The following is a 19,631-nucleotide window of genomic DNA, read 5'->3' as shown; positions in this document are numbered from 1 at the left end:
CCAAGGACAGGCATCATGGACTCGACCGAACTGCGCGCCCTCCAGGCGCCTCTGAAAGACCAGTACCGCAGCAACCCGGAAGCCGCCGTCATCACGCTCAAGGCTCAAGGTACGCTGGATGACCAGCACATCGCCTGCAAGGTCGAGACCGGCCGCGCCCTCGCGGTGGCGGGTCTCCATCCTGCCACCGGCGGCTCGGGTGCGGAACTGTGCTCCGGCGACATGCTGCTCGAAGCGCTTGTCGCCTGCGCGGGCGTGACCCTGAAGGCGGTTGCGACAGCGCTTGAGATCGATCTCCGTCACGGCGCCGTGAAGGCGGAAGGCGACCTCGATTTCCGCGGCACGCTCGGCGTCGACAAGACTGCGCCGGTCGGCTTCAGGGATATCCGCCTCTCCTTCGAGATCGACACGGATGCGCCGCAGGACAAGATCGATCAGCTGCTCAAGCTGACCGAGCGCTATTGCGTGGTGTTCCAGACCCTCAACAACAAGCCGAACCTGAGCGCGACGCTGACGCGCAAGTAGGATGTGCGGTCAGTTGCTCGCCATCAAGCTGCGCGGCGCGGTGCTGATGACGGCAGCCGCGCCGCCCCGGACCTCCTGAACAGTCAGGGCGCGGTCATTGGTGCCGTTGGGATTGAAGCGGAACACCCCATCGGCACCGGCAAAGCCTGCTCCGCTCGTGAGCACGCTGTCATTGAAGGCCTGCGGCCCCTGGATGCGTGCAAGCGCGGCCGCCAGCGTCACCGCGTCGTAGGACAGGGACGCGAGGCGAACCGGATCGCCGTTGAAGCGCGCCCGGTAGCGCGCAGCGAACTCCATGAAGCCGCGCTTGTCGGGAGCTGCGAACCAGCCGCCCTGGAGCGCCGGCAGGTCGAACACCCGCGCCTCGTCCCACACGCCGGTGCCGAGGGGCTTGACCCGCTGCCCGTCGAAGCGAGCCGCCTGCAGGGCCTGCGCCACGGCGGGCAGTCCATCGCCGTTGTCGGGAATGAAGAGCGCATCAACCCGAGGCGACACGCCACCGATCACAGGCCCCAGCCGCTGCACGGCATCCTGCGGCTGTCCGGCAGGGTAGCGCTCGATGGCGACGATCCGCACGCCGTTTTCGGCCGCCGCCTCCCGCAGCTGTGCTTCCGCGACAGAACCATAGGCCGTATTCGGAATCAGGGCCGCAACGGAGCGGCGGTTCTGCGAGGCCGCGTAGGCGATGATGCGGTCGACCTCCGATTGCACCATGAAGCTCATGAGATAGACGCCCCGCGTCGCGGCCCCCCTGTCGGAGGAAAAGCCGATGAGCGGTTTGCCCGCCTGCCGCACCACTTGGCCCGCGGCCTGAACGGATCCGGCGAAAAGCGGCCCCAGGATGAGCTCGGCCCCTTCCGCGAGAGCCTGCCGGGCGGCCTCCCGCGCACCCTCCGGCGTACCGCCGTCGTCCTTCACGAGAAGGGTGAGGTCCGAGCCCTGGAATTCGCCGATGGCAAGCTCTGCGGCGTTCCGCATGCTCTGCGCCACCGCTGCACCCTGCGGGGAGCCGGACAGCGGCAGGAGCAGCGCAATCTTCACGGGACCGGTGCCGATGGTCGAACTGCCGGCTCGGATGGAAGCGGTCCCGGCAGAAAAACCCTGTTCGGAAGCGGCCTCCATCGGGCGGGCGGAAGAGCCCTCCGGCGGGCGATCGGCCTCGTAGAGAGGCTGGGACGAGGCGGCTTTCTGCGCCGGCCTGGTCGGCTTTTGGGCCTGACGCGAGGATCCGACGCAGCCCGAGAGAGCCAACGTGCCCGTCAGCAGCACGGCCAGGGTCGCCCGTTCGACCAGGCCTGTCTTCCGAATTTTGAAAAACGACGCCATCTCCGCCCCCTTATGGAAACAGTCATCGGACATGCGTCAATCTTGGCCTTAAATGGTAAACATTGTTTCCAAAGGCGGCATCGGCGAGAACGAGACTGCTTCCGCCCGGCGGGGCGTTTGTGCGAGAGTGGACGGCAATGACACAGAGAATCGACAACCGGACCCGACGGCGCGAGCCGGGCGAACGGACCGCGACCTTCACCGCCTTCGGCCTTGCCGCCGAGGCCAAGCCCCTGACGCCCGGCCTCTACGTGGTCGCAACCCCCATCGGCAACCTGCAGGACGTGTCCTTCCGCGCCCTGAACGTTCTGGCCGCGGCGGATGCGATCCTGGCCGAGGACACGCGCGTGACGAAGACGCTGCTCGCCCATTACGGCATCACCACGCCGCTGGTGGCCTATCACGAGCATTCCAACGACGCGGTGCGCGACCGCATGGTTCACCGCATTCGCGAGGGACAGGCCTTGGCGCTCGTATCCGATGCGGGCACGCCGCTCGTCTCGGATCCCGGCTACAAGCTGGTGCAGGCCGCCATCGAGGAGGGCCTGCCGGTGACGCCCATTCCCGGCCCCTCCGCCGTGCTCACCGCACTCGTCGCCTCGGGCCTGCCGACCGACCGCTTCTTCTTCGAAGGGTTCCTGCCGCCCAAGAGCGCGGCTCGACGCACCCGCCTCGCCGAGCTCGCCCCGATTCCCGGAACACTCATGCTCTTCGAGGGCCCGCACCGCCTGCCCGAGATGCTGGCCGATGCCGCAGCGGTTCTCGGCGAGCGGCAGGCCGTGGTCGCACGCGAGCTCACCAAGATGTTCGAAACGATCCGGCGCGGCACCCTGCCGGAACTCGCGGCGCAATTCGCCGAGGAAGGCCCGCCGAAAGGCGAAATCGTGGTGCTGATCGGCGAGGCGACGAAGGAGATGCAGGCCGTCGAGGCCGATGCGGCGCTCGACGGCAAGCTCGAAGCGGCGCTCAGGAGCCATTCGATCAAAGATGCGGCGGCACTCGTCGCATCGGATCTCGGCCTGCCGAAGCGGGAAGTTTACGCCCGCGCGCTCGAACTCGCGAAACGGGGTGCATGAAGACGGCGCCAAAGCATTTTCCGGCGAAGTGGCTACGATTCGCCGCTAGACAATGCCGGACGACAAAGAAGAGGGCTGATCCCACCGGCATGGAATCAGCTCTCGAGCGGCGGCGCATCACATTCCTGCGCGGACATCGCGCCGAGTGGATCGCGCTGCTGTTCCTCCTCGCCAAGGGCTATAGACCGCTTGCACGCCGCTATTCCGCCGCAGGCGGCGAGATCGATCTCATCATGATGCGCGGCGACACGATCGCCTTCGTCGAGGTGAAGGCGCGTGGATCGATGGACGATGCGCTTTCCGCCATCACGGCCACCAAGCGCCGACGCTTCTCCCGCGCGGCGCTGGCATGGCTCGCGCGCCATCCCCATGCGCAAGGAAAAACATGGCGCGCCGACGCGGTATTCATCGCGCCGGGGCGATGGCCGCAACACAGGGTATCGGCCTTCGAGCTGGAGATGTCCTGACATGGACCTCTCGCCGTTTTGGTTACAGCACTGGACGTGACATCGAACCCACATCCAATGCTGTAAGCCTCTGTGTTCGAGCATCTTTTCACGCAAAACCGGTTCCCACCTTTGCGTGCGATGCTCTAGGCAGCGATCTTCCGCGGATCTCTCACGGCGTCGCGGATCATGCGCGCCATTTCCTGAACGATGTGATTACCGCCGTCTTTCGGCAGGTAGAGATTGACCATGAAAGGCGGAAGTAGCGGCAGGCCCGTTTCGGGGCCGAGCACCGCCAGATTGGTCGGCACCGTCGACGCCATCCAGGCCATCACGGCGATGTCGGCGGCAACGGTCGCCACCTGCGCGGACGTGTTCGTGACTTCGGAAACCGAGCGCCACTCGATCCCTGCCTTCTGCAGGACCTCGCGGATCGGCACGCGGAAGGCGCAATCCGAGCATCCGATGGAAACAGGGAGGGGACGCTGCCACGCAGCCTCCCCTCCCCGCGCGCCGACCCAGACGAGACGATCCATCACCAGATTCTCGCCATCCGCATCGCATACGAGTTCGGTTGCCATCACGACGTCGATCTTTCCAGCACCGAGCCTCGCGCGAAGGTCGACGCTCGAACCGCTGTCGAGTGTGATCTGCACGCGGGGGTAGTTGCGCGCGAAATCCTTCAGGAAAGTGGGCAGATAGGTCGTGATGATGTCGCTCGGAATGCCGAGGCGGATCTCGCCCTCGAATTCGGGCGTCGTCATCTCGGTCCAGATTTCGTCATTCATGGCAAGCAGGCGTTTGGCGCGTCCGAACAACCGCTCGCCCGCGTGCGTCAGGGTCATTCCCCGCCGGTCGCGGGTGATCAGCTCCTCGCCCAGGATCTCCTCGAGCCGCTTGATCTGCTGGCTCACCGCCGCCTGGGTCAGGTTGAGAACGCCCGAGGCGGCCGTCATGCCGCCGGTATCCGCCACCGCCACGAAAGCTCTGAGAAGGCTAACGTCCAGGTTGTGAGGCATGGACCGACTCCATAATGGATCGTTATTTTGAATATAATGAACATTCGTTTCCATTATGCAAGAGGCGGCCTCATACTCTCCTCATCAACTTAAGGAGAGCGTCATGTCGGACTTTTCGAACACCTGCACCGAAGCCTACGAGACCTCCGCGACCCGCGCCTCCGGCTTCAGGAGCTTCTTCTCGGCCGTCATGCGTGAGATCCGCATCCGGCGCGCCCTGAGGGAGGTGAGCGCCCTGGATGATGCGATCCTCCAGGATATCGGCCTCGGCCCGAGCCACGGCGCCATCGAGGGTGCCGTCCGCCACGGGCGCGACTGCTAGCGCCTCGTGCGAAGAGTGGCTCCGGTTCTTCGCAAGAACGATGTGCTCTTTCCAAGAAGAGGGCCTCCGATTCGGTCCCAAAAGTGCAAATCCACTTTTGGGACCGATGCTCTAAGGCGCGAACACGGTGACCGCACCGGGCCTGATGGAGAAATGGGCAGGCGTCTGGGTCACGATCTCGCCATCTGCATTGATGGGCCTCGGCCTCCTCGTGCGGATGTCGAATTCCCTGGCTCGGATCGCCCGCACCTCGCTCCAGGCGCCATGCTCGCCGTAACGAAAGGAACGCGCCATGAAGGCGAGCTTCCACGCCCGCTCGAATTCGAGACTGTAGAGATCGAGATGCTGATCGTCGATGGCGGCATTCTTCTCCACCGCATTCCCGCCACCGTAGAAACGCCCGTTTCCGACCGCGATCTGCAGCGTTCGCACCCGGACGGACTCGGCTTCACTCGTTATTGTCGCTCGAAAGGGCTTGGCCTGAGCCAGAACCTTCATGGCGATGAGTGCATAGCCGAGCCGTCCGAACCGGCGCTTGATGTCCCGTGTCAGCTTCTGCGCCAGTTCCGCGGAGAGACCGAGGCTCGCCACGTTGAAGAAGGGCTCGCCATTCACGAGACCGAGGTCGATCCGGCGGGTGCGCCCATCGGCGATGACCTGTGCCGCGCCGCCGAGATCGAACGGGATGTCGAGCGTTCGCGCCAGGTCGTTGGCCGTGCCGAGCGGCAGGATGCCGAGCGGCAGCCCGGCCTCGATCACGCCGAGGGCTGCCGCATTCAAGGTTCCGTCCCCCCCGCCGACAACGGCGCATTCCACTCCGTCCCGATGCTTCACGATGAGAGGCGACAGATCCTCCCGCCGGCTGCATTCCACGTGAACGGGCTCGATTCCGTGGGATTGAAGAGCCGCGATGGCTGCCTGCGCCTGGGTTTCTCCGCTGCGGCTTTTGGCATTGATGATGAGGAGAGCGCGGCGTGACATGGCCTATCAGATGTGGAAGCTGGGGCTTATCGGCAAGGGGCCAGGAACGCTTGAAGCGAGGCTGTTCGACAACACCCCTCCACCTTTTTCGTTCATTCCGGGGCTCACGAGAGTTGCCTTCCTCGAAAAACAGTCCAATAAACCCGCTTTGCCGGAGCCGATTTCACAAGCCATGAAATCGGCTCCGTTCCTTGCAGCGCCGCATTTCCGAGCGGGAACCGTCGCCGGCGAAATGCTCCAGGAGGCCTGACCGATGACCCTCACCGTGGCGATCCAGATGGATCACATCAACAGCATCAAGATCGCGGGCGACACGGGTTTTGGGCTGCTGCTCGAGGCGCAACGGCGAGGCCACCGGATCCTGCACTACACCCCCGACCGCCTGTCGCTCCGCGACGGCAAAGTGGTCGCGATGGTGGATCCGATCACGGTGCGCGACGAGGAAGGAAACCACTTCACGCTCGGCGCGCAGGAACGTGTCGACCTCTCGGAAGTGGACGTGGTGCTGATGCGCCAGGACCCGCCCTTCGACCTTGCCTACATCACCGCCACGCACTTTCTGGAGCGCATCCATCCGAAGACCCTGGTGGTCAACGACCCATCCCATGTGCGCAATGCGCCGGAAAAGATCTTCGTCACCCAGTTTCCGCACCTCATGCCGCCGACGCTGATCTCCCGCGACAAGGCGGAGATCGAGGAGTTTCGCCGCGAGCACGGCGACGTGGTGATGAAGCCGCTCTATGGCCATGGCGGCGCGAGCGTGTTCAAGGTCGGGCGCGAAGACCCGAATTTCGGCTCGCTCTACGACCTCTTCTCCAACCTGTTCCGCGAGCCCTGGGTGACCCAGCGCTTCCTGCCGAAGATCACGGAGGGCGACAAGCGCATCATCCTCATCGACGGCGAGGCCGCAGGTGCGATCAACCGCGTTCCGGCGGCCAACGACATCCGCTCGAACATGGTGCGGGGCGGCGCCGCGAAGCCCACGGATCTCACGCCGCGCGAGCGTGAAATCTGCGAGACGATCGGGCCCGACCTGAAGCGCATGGGCCTCATCCTGGTCGGCATCGACGTGATCGACGGGAACCTCACCGAGATCAACGTGACGGCCCCGACAGGCATCCGCGCCATCAAGCGCCTCGGCGGCCCGGACCTCGCGGTCACCGTATGGGATGTCATCGAGAACAAGGTGAAGCGGGGTTGAGGAGACGATCCGGGCAAGGCGCGGTCTGCCTCAGAAACTGAACTTCTCTTCGTCACGCCTCCCCGGACCCGATCCGGGACGGCCTGTTCAGGCGGCCAGTTCCGCAATCACCGCATTGAGCACGGGAAAGCCCTTCCCGGTCACGGCAAGGCGTGAGCCATCGACGCGGATCAGGCCTTCGTCTTCCAGGATCCGCAGGCCGCGCCGGTTGAGCGTCTTTCCCGTAAAGGCCTCGTAACGGCGCGGGTCGATGCCCTCTTTGAGGCGCAGGCCCATAAGGAGGAATTCGTCGCCCTCCGCTTCGGAGGTCAGAACCTCCTCCTCGATCACGCCGTGACCGTCGCGCTCCACCCGCGCGAGCCATGTCTCGGGATGCTTCTCGGTGGATGTGGCGAGCCGCGCATTGCCGGTGACGAGCCGGCCATGGGCGCCGGGGCCGATGCCCGCATATTCGCCATAGCGCCAGTAGAGCAGATTGTGCCGGGATTCGGCACCGGGCCTGGCGTGATTCGAGATCTCATAGGCCGGAAGACCATGCTTTTCGCAGGTCTCCTGGGTGATGTCGTAAAGCGCGCGGCCCGTTTCCTCGTCCGGGACCGTGATCTTGCCCGCATCGTAGAGACGCTGGAACCAAGTCCCGGGCTCGATGGTGAGCTGGTAAAGCGAGAGATGCTCCACGGCATAGCCGATGGCCTGTTCGAGCTCAGCCGCCCAGGCCTCGGGCGTATGCCCTGGGCGGGCATAGATCAGGTCGAACGAATAGCGCTCGAAGATGGAAGCCGCGATCTTCACGGCCGCCAGGGCTTCGTCGACGGAATGCATCCTGCCGAGGCGCCGCAGATCCGGATCGTTGAGAGCCTGCACGCCCAACGAGACGCGATTGATCCCGGCCTGGCGATAGCCGCGGAACCGCTCCGCCTCGACGCTGGTGGGGTTCGCCTCGAGCGTCACCTCGGCCTTGGGATCGATCGCCCATGCGCCACCGATGGCATCCAGGATCGCTCCGACCGTGCCCGGCTTCATGAGCGAGGGCGTGCCGCCCCCGAAGAAGATGCTGGTGACCGTGCGCCCGGGAATGCGCGCCGCCGTATGGGCGATCTCGCGCCTGAAGGCCGCCAGAAAGCGGTCCTGATCCACCGGCTGGTGGCGGACATGGCTGTTGAAATCGCAATAAGGGCATTTGGAGGCGCAAAAGGGCCAATGGACGTAAACGCCGAAACCCACATCGCGCGTCGGATGATCGATCATGGGGCGTATATGGCAGCTCTTGCCCTTCTCGTCACGGGTGGCGTTGTCGCGTTGTTTGCTGCCCGACGAGCGAACAGGCGGGATGCGCGAGCATTTCTGAACCTCTTGCCCCGGCGTTTGTTCACCCTTCATGCGACCTCTGCCCTAGCCTCCCCGAAGGCGGGCGCTTAAGATCGGCAGAGGTTGAGTTTAGAAGGACCCATCATGCGGCACTGGCGCGGCCCGTTCGACCGGCAGGGTTATCACCACGGCAATCTGAAGGAGGCGCTGATCGAGGCGGCGCAGCGCTTTATCGCAGAGCGCGGCCTCGGCGGCTTTACTCTCGCGGATGCCGCCAAGCTCGTCGGCGTCACTCCGGCGGCCCTTTATCGCCACTTCCGCGGACGCGAGGCTCTCGTGGCGGAGGTGGCCTTCCGGGGCTTCGACGAGCTCGCCAAGCGGCTTGGGAAAGCCCTGCAAAGCGAAGGCTCGCCTCGGGAACGCTTCACCCGCATGGGGGAGGCCTATCTGGCCTTTGCCGAGCAGGAGCCGGGCTTTTATGCCGCCATGTTCTCGGCCAAGCCTCTTGAGAGCGAAGGCTGCGGCCCGTGGGGGGCAAGCGCCCCGGAAGGCCCCAAGCGGACCAATGGTGCCTTCGACTATCTGGTCGAAGCGCTCACGAAAACGTACCCGGAAGGGTTCCAGAGCGTGGATGTCCGCTTCATCGCCCTCGAAGTCTGGGCCCTCTCCCACGGCATCGCCACGCTCGATGCCGCCGGCCAGCTCCCGAAAGGCCCAAACCTGCCGGACAAGTACGAGCTTCTCCGGGCGGGCGTCCTGGCCCTTGTCCACGGCGCCTTGAAGGACCAGCGAGGGGCGGCATCCGGCTGAGACCCAATCCCGCGGGTGGGCCTCGCGCCCCTCGCTCCACGCCTTCTCCAAAAAATCGCGAAAACCTCCCTTGAAAGCGCCGAAATCGATCCGCATGTTAATGTTGTTAGCATTAACATAGCGAGACCCTACGATGTCTGACACTGCTTCAACCGCCTGGAATCAGGGCCCGCATGCGGGACCTTGGAATGCCGGTGCTCACCGTCGCTGCGGGCGCTCCCCCCGACGCGGTCTGGAGATCGCCGGAATCGTTCTGGGCTTCATTTGGTTCTGGCCGCTCGCGCTGGCCTATCTGGTGTGGAAAATGTGTGGATACCCGAAATACGACGAGGCGAAAGCCTTCTTCCGCGACACCCTCGGCCGGGCCAAGGACGACCTCTTCGGCGCGCGCGGGCCCACCGGCGGCTTCGGGTATTCGAGCTCGGGCAATGCGGCCTTCGACGATTACCGCCGCAGTGAACTGGAGCGCCTCGAGGAAGAGCGCCGCAAGCTCGACGAGGAAGCCAGCGCCTTCCGCGACTTCGTAGAGGAGCTGAAGCGCGCCAAGGACCGCGAGGAATTCGACGCCTTCATGGCCAAGCGCCGCGGCAACGGCCCGACGAGCGTTTAAGGCTTAAAACAAGTGAAGCGCCCTACGGGGCGCTTCTTCGTTTGGGCTTAGAACTGCTTTGCATGAAGATAGAAGCGTAGGCCATGCAAATGGCGCCCCCAATGGGTCTGGTATCCAAAACGGAAATACCCGTAAGCGTCATCTGCCCCAAGGTTGTGCCAACGCCAACAGATTTCCCTGAGATCGCGAGCGATGTCCCCGATATCGTCTATAGCGTCACCAACCATGGTTCGTATGTTCGGCACTTCTAAAGGATCGGCGGCGCTTTCTGAAGGATCGACACTATCAAGCAGGAGCCTTCTTCAAGCACCCCGCCGCGAGCTTCAGGAAGGCCCGCGCCCGGTGCGAGAGCCCTTCCGGCTCCGGCTTCGACCAGTCGATGCCGTGTTTCTCGTCCGACGATAGCTCGCCGAAGGTCTGGTCGAACCCGTCCGGCTGGAACATCGGATCGTAACCGAACCCTTTGTCGCCGCGCGGCGGCCACACGACGTTTCCGAACACGCGGCCCTCGAACAGCTCCTCGTGGCCGTCGGGCCAGGCAATGACGAGGGCGGAGACGAAGTGGGCGCGCGTATCTGTCGCCTCGCGCTTCTCAAGCTCGCGGTGCACCCGCGCCATGGCGGCGGAAAAATCCCGGTTCGGGCCGGCCCAGTCCGCCGTGAACAATCCGGGCGCGCCGTCCAGCGCATGGACGCACAGGCCGGAATCGTCCGAAAAGGCCGGCAGGCCCGTCGCTTTGGCCGCAGCGTGAGCCTTGATGGCGGCGTTCTCGGCGAACATATGACCCGTCTCGTCGGGAACGGGCAGATTAAGCTCGCCCGCCGATACGGCTTCGATGCCGAAGGGAGCCAGGAGCTCCTGCATCTCGCGCAGCTTGCCCGCATTGTGGGTCGCGATGACGACCTTACCGCTGAGAGGACGATGCTGCATCATGCCACCGCCTTCTTCTGAAGGTCGACGAGCTGCGCCACGCCTGCCTTGGCAAGTCGCAGAAGGTTCAGGAACTCCTCTTCCGAGAAGGGCTTTCCTTCCGCTGTGCCCTGCACTTCGACGATGCCGCCCGAGCCCGTGATGACGAAATTCGCATCGGTTTCGGCAGCGGAATCCTCTGCGTAATCCAGATCGAGGACCGGCTGACCCTGATAGATCCCGCAGGATATGGCCGCGACAGGCTCGCGCAGCGGGTTGATGGAGATGATCGAACGGCTCTGCATCCAGGTGAAGCACTCGTGCAGGGCGATCCAGGCTCCGGTGATGGATGCCGTGCGGGTCCCGCCATCGGCCTGGATCACATCGCAATCGAGCACGATCTGACGCTCGCCGATGGCCGGCAGGTTCACTACGGCGCGGAGCGACCGGCCGATGAGGCGCTGGATTTCCTGTGTCCGGCCGGACGGCTTGCCGGAATTGACCTCGCGCTTGGTGCGTTCATGCGTGGCACGCGGCAGCATGGAATATTCCGCCGTCACCCAGCCTCTGCCGGTGCCGCGCAGCCACGGGGGACCTTTTTCCTCCAGCGAGGCGGTGCAAAGCACCTTGGTATTGCCGAAGGACACGAGACAGGAACCCTCCGCATAGCGCGCGACGCTACGCTCCAAAGTGACGGGACGCAGTTCGTCGGGGGCGCGTTTGGACGGACGCATGTTCGGGATCTCCATAAGCCTTGTGTGAAAGCCTGTTTGAGGCCATGGCGACCATTAAGCAAGCGCGAGCCTTGCCTAAAGCATCGACCATCCGCACATAATGTTCACTTGCAGGGTGGAATTGTGAACGGGTAGAACCCTTTACATGCATGCAACCGGTTCCTTCTCGAATCTCTCGGATGCCCGCGCCATCGCGGAGCTGAACGACCGTTCCCGCGAGATCTTCCGCCAGATCGTCGAGAGCTATCTTATGACCGGCGAACCGGTCGGCTCGCGCCATCTCTCGCGCCTCCTCCCGATGACGCTCTCCCCGGCCTCGATCCGCAACGTCATGGCGGATCTGGAGGCGGCGGGTCTGATCTTCGCGCCCCACACCAGCGCCGGACGCCTCCCGACGGAGATCGGCCTCCGCTTCTTCGTGGACGCCATGCTGGAGATCGGCGACGTGACGGCCGACGAGCGGGCCCGCATCGAGGCGCAGATGCGGGCGGCGGCCAGCGGGCACACCATGGAAACCGCCTTGGCCGAGGCCTCTGCGCTCCTGTCGGGGGTCTCGCGTGGCGCGGGCGTCGTGGTCACGTCGAAATCCAATGCGCGCCTGAAGCATATCGAATTCGTCCGGCTCGATCCCACCCGTGCGCTCGTGGTGCTGGTATCCGAGGACGGCTCCGTCGAGAACCGCCTCCTCGACCTGCCGGCCGGTCTGCCGGCGGGTGCGCTGGTCGAAGCGGGCAATTTCCTCAACGCCCGGATCCAGGGCAAGACCCTGGGCGACATCAGGACCGAGGTCGAGGCGCGGCGCGCGGACATGGAGCGGGAACTGGACGGTTTGACCGCCAGGCTTGTGGAGGCCGGGATCGCCACCACGGTCGGTCCGGCGGACTCACGCCAGCTCATCGTGCGCGGCCAGGCGAACCTGCTCGACGACCTGAAGGCCGTCGAGGATCTGGAGCGCATCCGCCTGCTCTTCTCCGATCTCGAAACGCAAACCGACGTCATCGACCTGCTCAGCCGCGCGGAAGGCGGCGAAGGGGTCCGCATCTTCATCGGCTCCGAGAACAAGCTCTTCTCGCTCTCCGGCTCCTCGATGATCGCGGCTCCCTTCAGGGACGCGAGCCAGAAGATCGTCGGCGTTCTCGGCGTGATCGGCCCGACGCGGCTCAATTACGCCCGGATCGTCCCGATGGTCGATTACACGGCCAAGGTCATCTCACGAATTCTTGAACAGGGCCGCTGAAAGCCGAGCTTGTCGCCGTCTAAAAGCGCCATCGAGACGGAAATCCGGCTCGACATGGCGGAACGGATGCGTGCGCGAAATCGGCCTCCGGCACGCTGGTCGGCCCGCAGCATACCGTCCCATGAAGGGAACCTTCTCCTCGCCGAGCGTTAAACCTCCGGACCGTGAAAGCGGCCGACTTCTCTCATCTACCCTGGAGGTTTCTGTGAAGACGCTTTCGATTATCGCCAGCACCGGTCTCATGATGCTCGGTACCATCGGCCTTGCGCAGGCTCAGGTCAGCGGAACGCCCAACTCTCCTTTCCCGAACGCTGCGCCCCATGAAATCCGGACGATCAATGGCGTGCCGTGCCGCACCGTTCTGGACCGCGAGAGCGGCCAGCGCGTTCCGGTGCAGTGCGCTGTCCCGACCGGCATGGTCGGCCTCGACCCGATGGCAACCGGCAGCATTCTCGTCGCCCCTTCGGCCGGCGCTGTGGTCTCCGGAACTCCGGCTTCCGCCTTCCCGAATGCCGCGCCGCATGAGATCCGCGTGATCAACGGCGTCCCGTGCCGCACGGTCCTCGTCCAGGGCACGAACGAGCGCGTTCCTGTCGAGTGCGCCCGCTAACGGGCCTTGCTCCAAGGCACGACAAGAGCCCCTGAGCCTTGTCGTGCCTTGGTCCGATCCAGGGCAAGGATCCCGCGGCAAAGATCCCGCGGAACGCGTCCGGGAACTGACCCAGCCTCGGATTCAAGGCGTCGCTCATGAACGGCCCCATCCCCGTGCGCTGCTGTCGGCGTAAGCCTCTCCTCCCCTCCAGACCCCACGCCCCTTGCGCCCCCATATCAGCCTCGAACAGAACCTCGCCATCGTGTCGGCGAGACATTGCGGCATCGGCAGTCATGGCTCCCGCTTCTCCGTGACGGAACGGGCATTCCTGTCTCGGCCGGGTTGTGCCGAAGGTCTCTCACCACGATATTCCGGCTGAGATCGTGGCCCCGAATGAGGCGAGCGGCCAAAATATCGGCGCGTCATCGCCTTCCCTTGGCATTATGGGGCCGGGCTGCTATTGCCCGGCCAGCGGGGTTTCCTGCCCGCCCGAGTTTAGCGATGACCGTACGTACGTTCGACAATATCCGGAATTTCTCCATCGTGGCGCATATCGACCACGGCAAGTCGACCTTGGCCGACCGCCTGATCCAGGCCACGGGGGCGCTTACCGCCCGTGAGATGACGGAGCAGGTGCTCGACAACATGGACATCGAGCGCGAGCGCGGCATCACCATCAAGGCGCAGACCGTCCGCCTGGAATACAAGGCGCAGGACGGCCAGACCTATATCCTGAACCTCATGGACACCCCCGGCCACGTGGACTTCGCCTACGAGGTGTCCCGCTCGCTCGCCGCCTGCGAGGGCTCCCTTCTGGTGGTCGACGCCTCCCAGGGCGTCGAGGCCCAGACGCTCGCCAACGTCTACCAGGCCATCGACGCCAATCACGACATCGTGCCCGTCCTCAACAAGATCGATTTGCCCGCTGCCGATCCGGACCGGATCAAGGAGCAGATCGAGGAGGTGATCGGCATCGACGCCTCGGACGCGGTTCCGATCTCGGCGAAGACCGGACTGAACATCGAGGGCGTGCTGGAGGCCATCGTTCAGAAGCTGCCGCCGCCCAAGGGCGACAAGGAAGCGCCCCTGAAGGCGATGCTCGTCGATTCCTGGTACGATGCCTATCTCGGCGTGGTCGTGCTCGTGCGCATCATCGACGGCACGCTGAAGAAGGGGCAGGCCATCAAGATGATGGGAACCGGAGCCACCTACGGCATCGACAAAGTCGGCGTGTTCCGGCCCAAGATGACCGATGTGGACGTGCTCGGCCCCGGCGAGGTCGGGTTCCTGACCGCCTCGATCAAGGAAGTGGCCGATACCCGCGTCGGCGACACCATCACCGACGACCGCAAGCCCACGGCGGAAGCGCTTCCCGGCTTCAAGCCCGTGCAGCCGGTGGTGTTCTGCGGCCTCTTTCCCGTGGACGCGGCCGACTTTGAGAACCTGCGCGCCGCCATGGGCAAGCTGCGCCTGAACGACGCGAGCTTCACCTACGAGATGGAGACCTCGGCGGCCCTCGGCTTCGGCTTCCGCTGCGGCTTCCTGGGACTTCTGCATCTCGAAATCATCCAGGAGCGCCTGGAGCGCGAGTTCAATCTCGACCTCATCTCCACCGCACCGTCCGTGGTCTATCACCTGCGCATGACCGACGGCACGTTGAAGGAGCTGCACAACCCGGCCGACATGCCCGACGTGATGCAGATCGAGACCATCGAGGAGCCGTGGATCCGCGCCACGATCCTCACGCCGGATGATTACCTCGGCTCCGTGCTCAAGCTCTGCCAGGACCGCCGCGGCGTGCAGATCGACCTCAACTATGTCGGCAAGCGCGCCATGGTGGTCTACGACCTGCCGCTCAACGAGGTGGTGTTCGATTTCTACGACCGCCTGAAGTCGGTCTCGAAGGGTTACGCCTCGTTCGACTACCACATCTCCGACTATCGCGAGGGTGATCTCGTGAAGATGTCGGTGCTGGTGAACGGAGAGCCGGTGGATGCGCTCTCGATGCTGGTGCACCGCACCCGCGCCGAGGGCCGCGGACGCGCCATGTGCGAGAAGCTCAAGGAACTGATCCCGCCGCATATGTTCCAGATCCCCGTGCAGGCGGCCATCGGCGGCAAGATCATCGCGCGCGAAACCATCCGGGCGCTCCGCAAGGACGTGACCGCCAAGTGCTACGGCGGCGACGCCAGCCGCAAGCGCAAGCTTCTCGACAAGCAGAAAGAAGGCAAGAAGCGGATGCGCCAGTACGGCAAGGTCGACATCCCGCAGGAAGCCTTCATCGCCGCGCTGAAGATGGATTCCTGAGGTCCCGCAAAGCGTACGTCTTCCCGAAAGGCCCGGCTTGATCCCAAGCCGGGCCTTTTGCTGTGGCGAATAACCCTCGGAACCTCGCACCACGGGCAGAGTTCAACTCCCGCACAGGGCTTAAAGCCGTCAACCTTCCTTGTCCGCAGCACGGGGTCTCTCGACGCCGGGCTTTGGCACGTCGGTCGGGGGCTTGAGGCCGTTCGCAAACCGTGCGCGGGACCACCAGGCCCCGACTAGGGAGAGTCATGCCTTCTTCACTGCGGAACACGCTTCCGACCCTCTTCGCGCTCCTGTTCGGTTACGCCCTCATGCAGATCGGCAACACGCTGCAAGGCACCTTGCTGAGCGTGCGCGGGAGCCTCGAGCATTTCTCGCCGACGCAGATCGGCGCCGTCGGCGCCGCATTCTGGGTCGGCATCGTGATCGGCTCCCTCTGGGCCGGCCGGGTGATCAAGCAGGTCGGGCATGCCCGCACCTTCGCGGCTCTTGCGGCCGTCGCCTCGTCCGTCGCCCTGCTGCATCTTCTGGTGATCACGCCGATGGTCTGGATTGCGGCAAGGGGGCTCACCGGCTTCTGTTTCGCGGGATTGTTCATCGTCGTGGAGAGCTGGCTCAACGCCGCCGCGACGCCTCGGAACCGGGGCCAGATCCTCGGCCTCTATGGCATGACGGGCCTGATCGCGGGAATCGGCGGACAGATGCTCCTGCCGACGAGCGATCCCGCCGGCTTCAGATTGTTCTGTTTCGCCGCCATTCTCATCTCTCTCGCCTTGGTGCCCATGGCCCTTTCTCGCGCAAGCGCTCCCGCGCATGCGATCGGGGAGGTCTCGATCGACCTGAGGCGTCTCTACCGCCAATCCCCCTTCGGCGTCGTCGGAGCCGTTCTCTGCGGCATGACGACGAGTTCGTTTTTCGCTCTCGGCCCCGTCTGGGCTCAGCAACGGGGACTGAGCACGACGGAGATCGCCGTCTTCATGGCCTGCGGAACGCTCGGCGGCTTCCTGACCACCTGGCCGCTCGGCTGGCTCTCCGACCGCATGGACCGGCGCTACGTCATCATCGGTGCATCGGCGATGGCGGCGACGATTCTGGCGGCGCTCGTCCATTTCGTGCCGGAGGACGTGGACGTTTGGCTGCTCTTCATCTATGGGGCGATCTTCGGCGGCAGCGTCATTCCCACCTACAGCATCGTCGCCGCGCACGTGAACGACATGGTCAAGCCGGGCGAATTCGTCTCGGCCTCAGGCGGCCTTCTCATTCTTCAAGGATTGGGCGCCGCATCGGGACCGATCATCGCGGGCATGGCCATGTCGCAGTTCGGGAGGCTCGGACTTCCCTACGTCGTCATCGTGGCCCAGGCCCTGATGGCCCTCTGGGGGGCCTATCGAAGCCTGCAGCGCCCTGCCCCGGCCGACGAGGACAAGGAAGACTTCGTTCCGGAACCTGCGATTCCCGTGGGCACGGCGCTGCTGCCGGCCCACGAGAGCGCGCGCTGAGAAAGGCGCGGTCATACCACCAGCGACTGCCCGCCGTCGATCCAGACCGGCGTTCCCGTGATGTGCCGGGCGCGGTCGGAGGCGAGAAAGAGCACGAGCTCGGCCACTTCCTCGCTTGTCCCCGCCTCGCTTCCCGTGAGCGGAATCGGGCCTTCGGGATATTCGGCCGGCACCTTGGCCTCCTCGGTATTCCGCCGCTGGGTGTTGTCCTGGATCTCGGTATCGATCCTGCCCGGGCAGACCACGTTGACCCGGATCCTGTGCTTGGCCAGTTCGACCGCCAGCATCTGGGCCATCGCCACTTGCGCGGCCTTGGTGGCCGAATAGGCGGTGGCCCCTGCGCTCGTGAAGGTGCGCGAGCCGTTGATGGACGCCGTGATGACGATCGAACCGCCGGCCCGCTTCAGATGCGGAACGGCATAATGGAGCGTCAGGTAGGTTCCGCGCAGATTCGTGTTGATGGTGCGGTCCCATTCCTCCGGCTGCAATTCGTCGATGGGCGCCCACATGCCGTTGATGCCCGCATTGGCGAAGACGATGTCGAGCCGGCCGAAGGTCTCGATCAGGCCCGTCACGGCGACCCTCATCTGGGCTTCGTCCGCCACATCCGCCACGAGCGGAATGGCTTTTCCGCCGGCGCGGACGATCTCCTCCGCCGTCTCGCGGATCTCGCTCTCCGTATGGCTCAGCACCCCCACCATCGCGCCCTCTCGCGCAAAACGCAGGGCCGTCGCCTTGCCGATGCCGGATCCTGCGCCTGTCACGAGCGCAACCTTGCCCTGAAGCTCCATGCCGATGTCTCCTTCCATGATCGAACCGTCACAGGCTGAACCGGGGGAGAAGCGGCTTGTTCCTCGATCCTCAGGCTGTCCCGGCGCGCCGTCCGGACGCGTCGACCACGAGTTCCCCGTCTTCCTTGCGGAACTCGCCGAGCTGCGGCGGCAGAATATCGAGAGCAAGCTCGGAAGGACGGCAGAGGCGCACGCCCATCGGCGTCACGACGATGGGGCGATTGATCAGAATGGGATGCGCGATCATCGCATCGAGCAATTCGTCGTCGGTGACGGAGGGATCGCCGAGACCGAGGTCGTGAAAGGGCGCTTCCTTTTCGCGGACGATGTCGCGCACGCTCGCGCCCATTCGGGCAATGAGCTGCCGCAGGAGGAGACGCGTCGGGGGCGTCTTCAGGTACTCGATGATGTGGGGCTCGATGCCGGCATTGCGGATCAGGCCCAACGTGTTGCGGGAGGTGCTGCATTGAGGATTGTGATAGATGATCACGTCCATGATCCGTCTCCTGATGAATCCGCCAAAGGAAGACCGATCCGGCATTCGAGGCCGGTCGGCGCATAATTCGCTTCGACGCAGCCGCCGAGTTCGTGCGCGATGCTGCGATCGATGAGCCGCGTTCCGAAGCCTTGGCGCTTGGGCTTCGTCACGGGAGGCCCACCCTGCTCCCGCCAGTCGATGAGGAGCCGCCGTGAACCAGCGTCAGGAGTTTCGACGCGCCAGGCAATCGTGAGGTTTCCGTCGGGCGACGAGAGAGCACCATATTTCGTGGCGTTGGTCGCCAGTTCATGGAAAGCCATGCCGAGGCTGAGAGCCTGTTGAGGCCTGAGCTTCACGGGCTCTCCCCGCACCGTGATGCGGCGATGGTCGATTCCTCCGTGTGGCCGCAATTCGACCTCGAGCACCTCGCGGAGCGAGGCACTCTCCCAATAGGTCCGGGTCAGCAGATCATGAGTGGCGGAAAGCGCCATCAGGCGCGCCATGAAATTGGACCGGAACGCTTCCGGATCGGGGCTGCTGCGTATGGTCTGGACCGCAAGGGATTGGACTGTCGCCAGCGTGTTCTTGACCCGGTGATTGAGCTCGTGGATCAAAAGCGACTGGCGCTCTTCGGCCCGCTTGCGCCCGGTGATGTCCAGACAGGCGCCGATCATGTAGAGCGGCGTTCCCTCAGTATCGTAGATGACGCGGCTGCGATCGTAGATCCATCGCTCCTCGCCGCCGGGGAGCTTGGCGCGGAACTCGTATTCGATGGTCCGCCCATCCTTGACGGCCTCCGCGATCACACTATTCGCATAGGCGCGATCGTCGGGGTGAATGAGAGCGGAAAACTCCTCCACGTTCCGCGGCATCTTCCGGATCGGGAGGCCGAACACATTGACCATCGCCGGATCCCATTCGACGACATCCTTCTGGATATCCCAGCGCCACGTGCCCGTGCTCGAAGCGTCCAAGGCCGCCAGCAACTTCTCTTGAGCCTCCTCGAGCCGCCGGACTGCGCGCCGCATGGCCGTGGCCACGAGAACCATCAGCAGGGCTCCCAAGGTGAAGAAAAGGACGCTCGTCACGTCGGGCGCCGAAAATGAACCGAAGCCCAAACCCGGGGGAAAGAAGAAGAACCAGGCCACCGCGATGCTCAAGGCGATGGCCAGCAGCCCCGGCCCGAGCCCTCCGACGACCGTTGCCATCAGAACGGCCGGGAACATGGTGATGAAGGGAGCCGTGGGGCCGATGACCGCCGACAGGGCAAGGCGCACACCCGTCGCTGCGGCGACGCACCCGACCGCGATCCCCATCGCAAGCGGAGAATTGGCCGGGACGAGCTTTGTATAGCGAGTGAGCAAGAAACGAGCTTTTACGGGAGGAGAATGAGAGGAGAAAGGGAGGCTTCACCATAGAGCATCGGACCCAAAAGTGGACCCACTTTTGGGATCCAATCC

21 protein-coding genes are annotated in these 19,631 nt (G+C 64.5%); 12 read left to right on the top strand and 9 right to left on the bottom strand.

Annotated features, from left to right (window positions below):
- The first annotated feature begins 15 nt into the window (after positions 1–15).
- A complete protein-coding gene (locus AB8841_RS12590; RefSeq protein WP_370436184.1) occupies positions 16–525 on the top strand; it encodes an OsmC family protein in 510 nt (169 codons plus the stop codon).
- Positions 526–534: 9 nt separating this feature from the next.
- Here the strand turns inward: AB8841_RS12590 and AB8841_RS12585 are convergent, their stop codons facing one another.
- Positions 535–1,851, bottom strand: coding sequence for a penicillin-binding protein activator (locus AB8841_RS12585; RefSeq protein WP_370436183.1), 1,317 nt, complete (start codon positions 1,849–1,851; stop codon positions 535–537).
- Positions 1,852–1,988: 137 nt separating this feature from the next.
- On the opposite strand from AB8841_RS12585, the gene rsmI reads away from it, so the two are divergent.
- Both rsmI and AB8841_RS12575 read left to right on the top strand, forming a co-directional pair.
- Positions 1,989–2,927 carry a 16S rRNA (cytidine(1402)-2'-O)-methyltransferase gene (gene rsmI / locus AB8841_RS12580; protein ID WP_370436182.1) on the top strand — a complete coding sequence of 313 codons (939 nt, stop codon included), beginning with the start codon at positions 1,989–1,991 and terminating at the stop codon, positions 2,925–2,927.
- 89 nt (positions 2,928–3,016) lie between these two features.
- A complete protein-coding gene (locus AB8841_RS12575; protein ID WP_370436181.1) occupies positions 3,017–3,394 on the top strand; it encodes a YraN family protein in 378 nt (125 codons plus the stop codon).
- A 125-nt stretch (positions 3,395–3,519) separates the two neighbouring features.
- On the opposite strand, the gene AB8841_RS12570 is transcribed toward AB8841_RS12575, so the two are convergent.
- A complete protein-coding gene (locus tag AB8841_RS12570) occupies positions 3,520–4,392 on the bottom strand; it encodes a LysR family transcriptional regulator (protein WP_370436180.1) in 873 nt (290 codons plus the stop codon).
- Positions 4,393–4,495: 103 nt separating this feature from the next.
- Between AB8841_RS12570 and AB8841_RS12565 the strand changes: the two genes are divergently transcribed.
- The gene (locus AB8841_RS12565) at positions 4,496–4,714 is read left to right on the top strand and encodes a DUF1127 domain-containing protein (protein WP_370436179.1); all 219 of its coding nucleotides are present in this window, start codon (positions 4,496–4,498) and stop codon (positions 4,712–4,714) included.
- Between the two features lie 111 nt (positions 4,715–4,825).
- On the opposite strand, the gene AB8841_RS12560 is transcribed toward AB8841_RS12565, so the two are convergent.
- Positions 4,826–5,695, bottom strand: a complete 870-nt coding sequence (locus AB8841_RS12560) for a lipid kinase (protein ID WP_370436178.1) — start codon at positions 5,693–5,695, stop codon at positions 4,826–4,828.
- On the opposite strand from AB8841_RS12560, the gene AB8841_RS12555 reads away from it, so the two are divergent.
- Both AB8841_RS12555 and gshB read left to right on the top strand, forming a co-directional pair.
- Positions 5,694–5,945: a hypothetical protein gene (locus AB8841_RS12555; protein ID WP_370436177.1), complete on the top strand. Its 252-nt coding sequence runs from the start codon at positions 5,694–5,696 to the stop codon at positions 5,943–5,945. The two genes, AB8841_RS12560 and AB8841_RS12555, sit on opposite strands and share 2 nt — an antisense overlap.
- Positions 5,946–5,948: 3 nt before the next feature.
- Positions 5,949–6,896 carry a glutathione synthase gene (gshB, locus tag AB8841_RS12550; protein ID WP_370436176.1) on the top strand — a complete coding sequence of 316 codons (948 nt, stop codon included), beginning with the start codon at positions 5,949–5,951 and terminating at the stop codon, positions 6,894–6,896.
- 87 nt (positions 6,897–6,983) lie between these two features.
- Here gshB and hemW read toward each other — a convergent pair whose 3' ends face one another.
- Positions 6,984–8,144: a radical SAM family heme chaperone HemW gene (hemW, locus tag AB8841_RS12545; RefSeq protein WP_370439258.1), complete on the bottom strand. Its 1,161-nt coding sequence runs from the start codon at positions 8,142–8,144 to the stop codon at positions 6,984–6,986.
- A gap of 204 nt (positions 8,145–8,348) precedes the next feature.
- On the opposite strand from hemW, the gene AB8841_RS12540 reads away from it, so the two are divergent.
- Together AB8841_RS12540 and AB8841_RS12535 are read left to right on the top strand one after the other, a co-directional pair.
- The gene (locus AB8841_RS12540; RefSeq protein ID WP_370436175.1) at positions 8,349–9,014 is read left to right on the top strand and encodes a TetR/AcrR family transcriptional regulator; all 666 of its coding nucleotides are present in this window, start codon (positions 8,349–8,351) and stop codon (positions 9,012–9,014) included.
- Between the two features lie 133 nt (positions 9,015–9,147).
- On the top strand, positions 9,148–9,624 hold the full coding sequence (locus AB8841_RS12535) for a DUF2852 domain-containing protein (protein WP_370436174.1): 477 nt from the start codon (positions 9,148–9,150) through the stop codon (positions 9,622–9,624).
- Between the two features lie 285 nt (positions 9,625–9,909).
- Here AB8841_RS12535 and rdgB read toward each other — a convergent pair whose 3' ends face one another.
- Positions 9,910–10,557, bottom strand: a complete 648-nt coding sequence (rdgB, locus tag AB8841_RS12530) for an RdgB/HAM1 family non-canonical purine NTP pyrophosphatase (protein WP_370436173.1) — start codon at positions 10,555–10,557, stop codon at positions 9,910–9,912.
- Positions 10,554–11,267, bottom strand: coding sequence for a ribonuclease PH (rph, locus tag AB8841_RS12525; RefSeq protein ID WP_370436172.1), 714 nt, complete (start codon positions 11,265–11,267; stop codon positions 10,554–10,556). Before rph ends, rdgB begins: the two co-directional genes overlap by 4 nt.
- Before the next feature lie 145 nt (positions 11,268–11,412).
- Between rph and hrcA the strand changes: the two genes are divergently transcribed.
- From hrcA to AB8841_RS12505, 4 genes are all read left to right on the top strand, one after another.
- Complete coding sequence (gene hrcA, locus AB8841_RS12520; protein ID WP_370436171.1) at positions 11,413–12,504, top strand: heat-inducible transcriptional repressor HrcA; 1,092 nt, start codon at positions 11,413–11,415, stop codon at positions 12,502–12,504.
- Positions 12,505–12,709: 205 nt separating this feature from the next.
- Complete coding sequence (locus tag AB8841_RS12515) at positions 12,710–13,114, top strand: hypothetical protein (protein ID WP_370436170.1); 405 nt, start codon at positions 12,710–12,712, stop codon at positions 13,112–13,114.
- Between the two features lie 483 nt (positions 13,115–13,597).
- Positions 13,598–15,403 (top strand): translation elongation factor 4, encoded by a 1,806-nt coding sequence (gene lepA, locus AB8841_RS12510; RefSeq protein WP_370436169.1) that lies wholly within the window; start codon positions 13,598–13,600, stop codon positions 15,401–15,403.
- A 248-nt stretch (positions 15,404–15,651) separates the two neighbouring features.
- Entirely contained in the window at positions 15,652–16,902 is a 1,251-nt protein-coding gene (locus tag AB8841_RS12505) for an MFS transporter (RefSeq protein WP_370436168.1), read from the top strand.
- Between the two features lie 11 nt (positions 16,903–16,913).
- Here the strand turns inward: AB8841_RS12505 and AB8841_RS12500 are convergent, their stop codons facing one another.
- The 3 genes from AB8841_RS12500 to AB8841_RS12490 all read right to left on the bottom strand — a co-directional run bounded on the left by AB8841_RS12500 (position 16,914) and on the right by AB8841_RS12490 (position 19,535).
- Positions 16,914–17,693: an SDR family oxidoreductase gene (locus AB8841_RS12500; RefSeq protein WP_370439257.1), complete on the bottom strand. Its 780-nt coding sequence runs from the start codon at positions 17,691–17,693 to the stop codon at positions 16,914–16,916.
- A gap of 70 nt (positions 17,694–17,763) precedes the next feature.
- On the bottom strand, positions 17,764–18,189 hold the full coding sequence (gene arsC, locus AB8841_RS12495) for an arsenate reductase (glutaredoxin) (protein WP_370436167.1): 426 nt from the start codon (positions 18,187–18,189) through the stop codon (positions 17,764–17,766).
- On the bottom strand, positions 18,180–19,535 hold the full coding sequence (locus AB8841_RS12490) for a sensor histidine kinase (RefSeq protein WP_370436166.1): 1,356 nt from the start codon (positions 19,533–19,535) through the stop codon (positions 18,180–18,182). The genes arsC and AB8841_RS12490 overlap by 10 nt, the downstream gene beginning before the upstream one ends.
- Positions 19,536–19,631: the final 96 nt, after the last annotated feature.

The sequence above is a fragment of the Microvirga sp. TS319 genome (assembly GCF_041276405.1).
In the GTDB taxonomy this organism is placed as follows: domain Bacteria; phylum Pseudomonadota; class Alphaproteobacteria; order Rhizobiales; family Beijerinckiaceae; genus Microvirga.
The sequence above is the reverse complement of the archived record's forward strand: the minus strand, read 5'-3'. Positions and strand labels throughout refer to the sequence as shown.

Bases quoted from the DNA above. Each gene is read 5' to 3' on its own strand.
- AB8841_RS12590 (WP_370436184.1), top strand. From the start codon at position 16: ATGGACTCGACCGAACTGCGCGCCCTCCAGGCGCCTCTGAAAGACCAG.
- AB8841_RS12585 (WP_370436183.1), bottom strand. From the start codon at position 1,851: ATGGCGTCGTTTTTCAAAATTCGGAAGACAGGCCTGGTCGAACGGGCG.
- rsmI (WP_370436182.1), top strand. From the start codon at position 1,989: ATGACACAGAGAATCGACAACCGGACCCGACGGCGCGAGCCGGGCGAA.
- AB8841_RS12575 (WP_370436181.1), top strand. From the start codon at position 3,017: ATGGAATCAGCTCTCGAGCGGCGGCGCATCACATTCCTGCGCGGACAT.
- AB8841_RS12570 (WP_370436180.1), bottom strand. From the start codon at position 4,392: ATGCCTCACAACCTGGACGTTAGCCTTCTCAGAGCTTTCGTGGCGGTG.
- AB8841_RS12565 (WP_370436179.1), top strand. From the start codon at position 4,496: ATGTCGGACTTTTCGAACACCTGCACCGAAGCCTACGAGACCTCCGCG.
- AB8841_RS12555 (WP_370436177.1), top strand. From the start codon at position 5,694: ATGGCCTATCAGATGTGGAAGCTGGGGCTTATCGGCAAGGGGCCAGGA.
- AB8841_RS12560 (WP_370436178.1), bottom strand. From the start codon at position 5,695: ATGTCACGCCGCGCTCTCCTCATCATCAATGCCAAAAGCCGCAGCGGA.
- gshB (WP_370436176.1), top strand. From the start codon at position 5,949: ATGACCCTCACCGTGGCGATCCAGATGGATCACATCAACAGCATCAAG.
- hemW (WP_370439258.1), bottom strand. From the start codon at position 8,144: ATGATCGATCATCCGACGCGCGATGTGGGTTTCGGCGTTTACGTCCAT.
- AB8841_RS12540 (WP_370436175.1), top strand. From the start codon at position 8,349: ATGCGGCACTGGCGCGGCCCGTTCGACCGGCAGGGTTATCACCACGGC.
- AB8841_RS12535 (WP_370436174.1), top strand. From the start codon at position 9,148: ATGTCTGACACTGCTTCAACCGCCTGGAATCAGGGCCCGCATGCGGGA.
- rdgB (WP_370436173.1), bottom strand. From the start codon at position 10,557: ATGATGCAGCATCGTCCTCTCAGCGGTAAGGTCGTCATCGCGACCCAC.
- rph (WP_370436172.1), bottom strand. From the start codon at position 11,267: ATGCGTCCGTCCAAACGCGCCCCCGACGAACTGCGTCCCGTCACTTTG.
- hrcA (WP_370436171.1), top strand. From the start codon at position 11,413: ATGCATGCAACCGGTTCCTTCTCGAATCTCTCGGATGCCCGCGCCATC.
- lepA (WP_370436169.1), top strand. From the start codon at position 13,598: ATGACCGTACGTACGTTCGACAATATCCGGAATTTCTCCATCGTGGCG.
- AB8841_RS12505 (WP_370436168.1), top strand. From the start codon at position 15,652: ATGCCTTCTTCACTGCGGAACACGCTTCCGACCCTCTTCGCGCTCCTG.
- AB8841_RS12500 (WP_370439257.1), bottom strand. From the start codon at position 17,693: ATGGAGCTTCAGGGCAAGGTTGCGCTCGTGACAGGCGCAGGATCCGGC.
- arsC (WP_370436167.1), bottom strand. From the start codon at position 18,189: ATGGACGTGATCATCTATCACAATCCTCAATGCAGCACCTCCCGCAAC.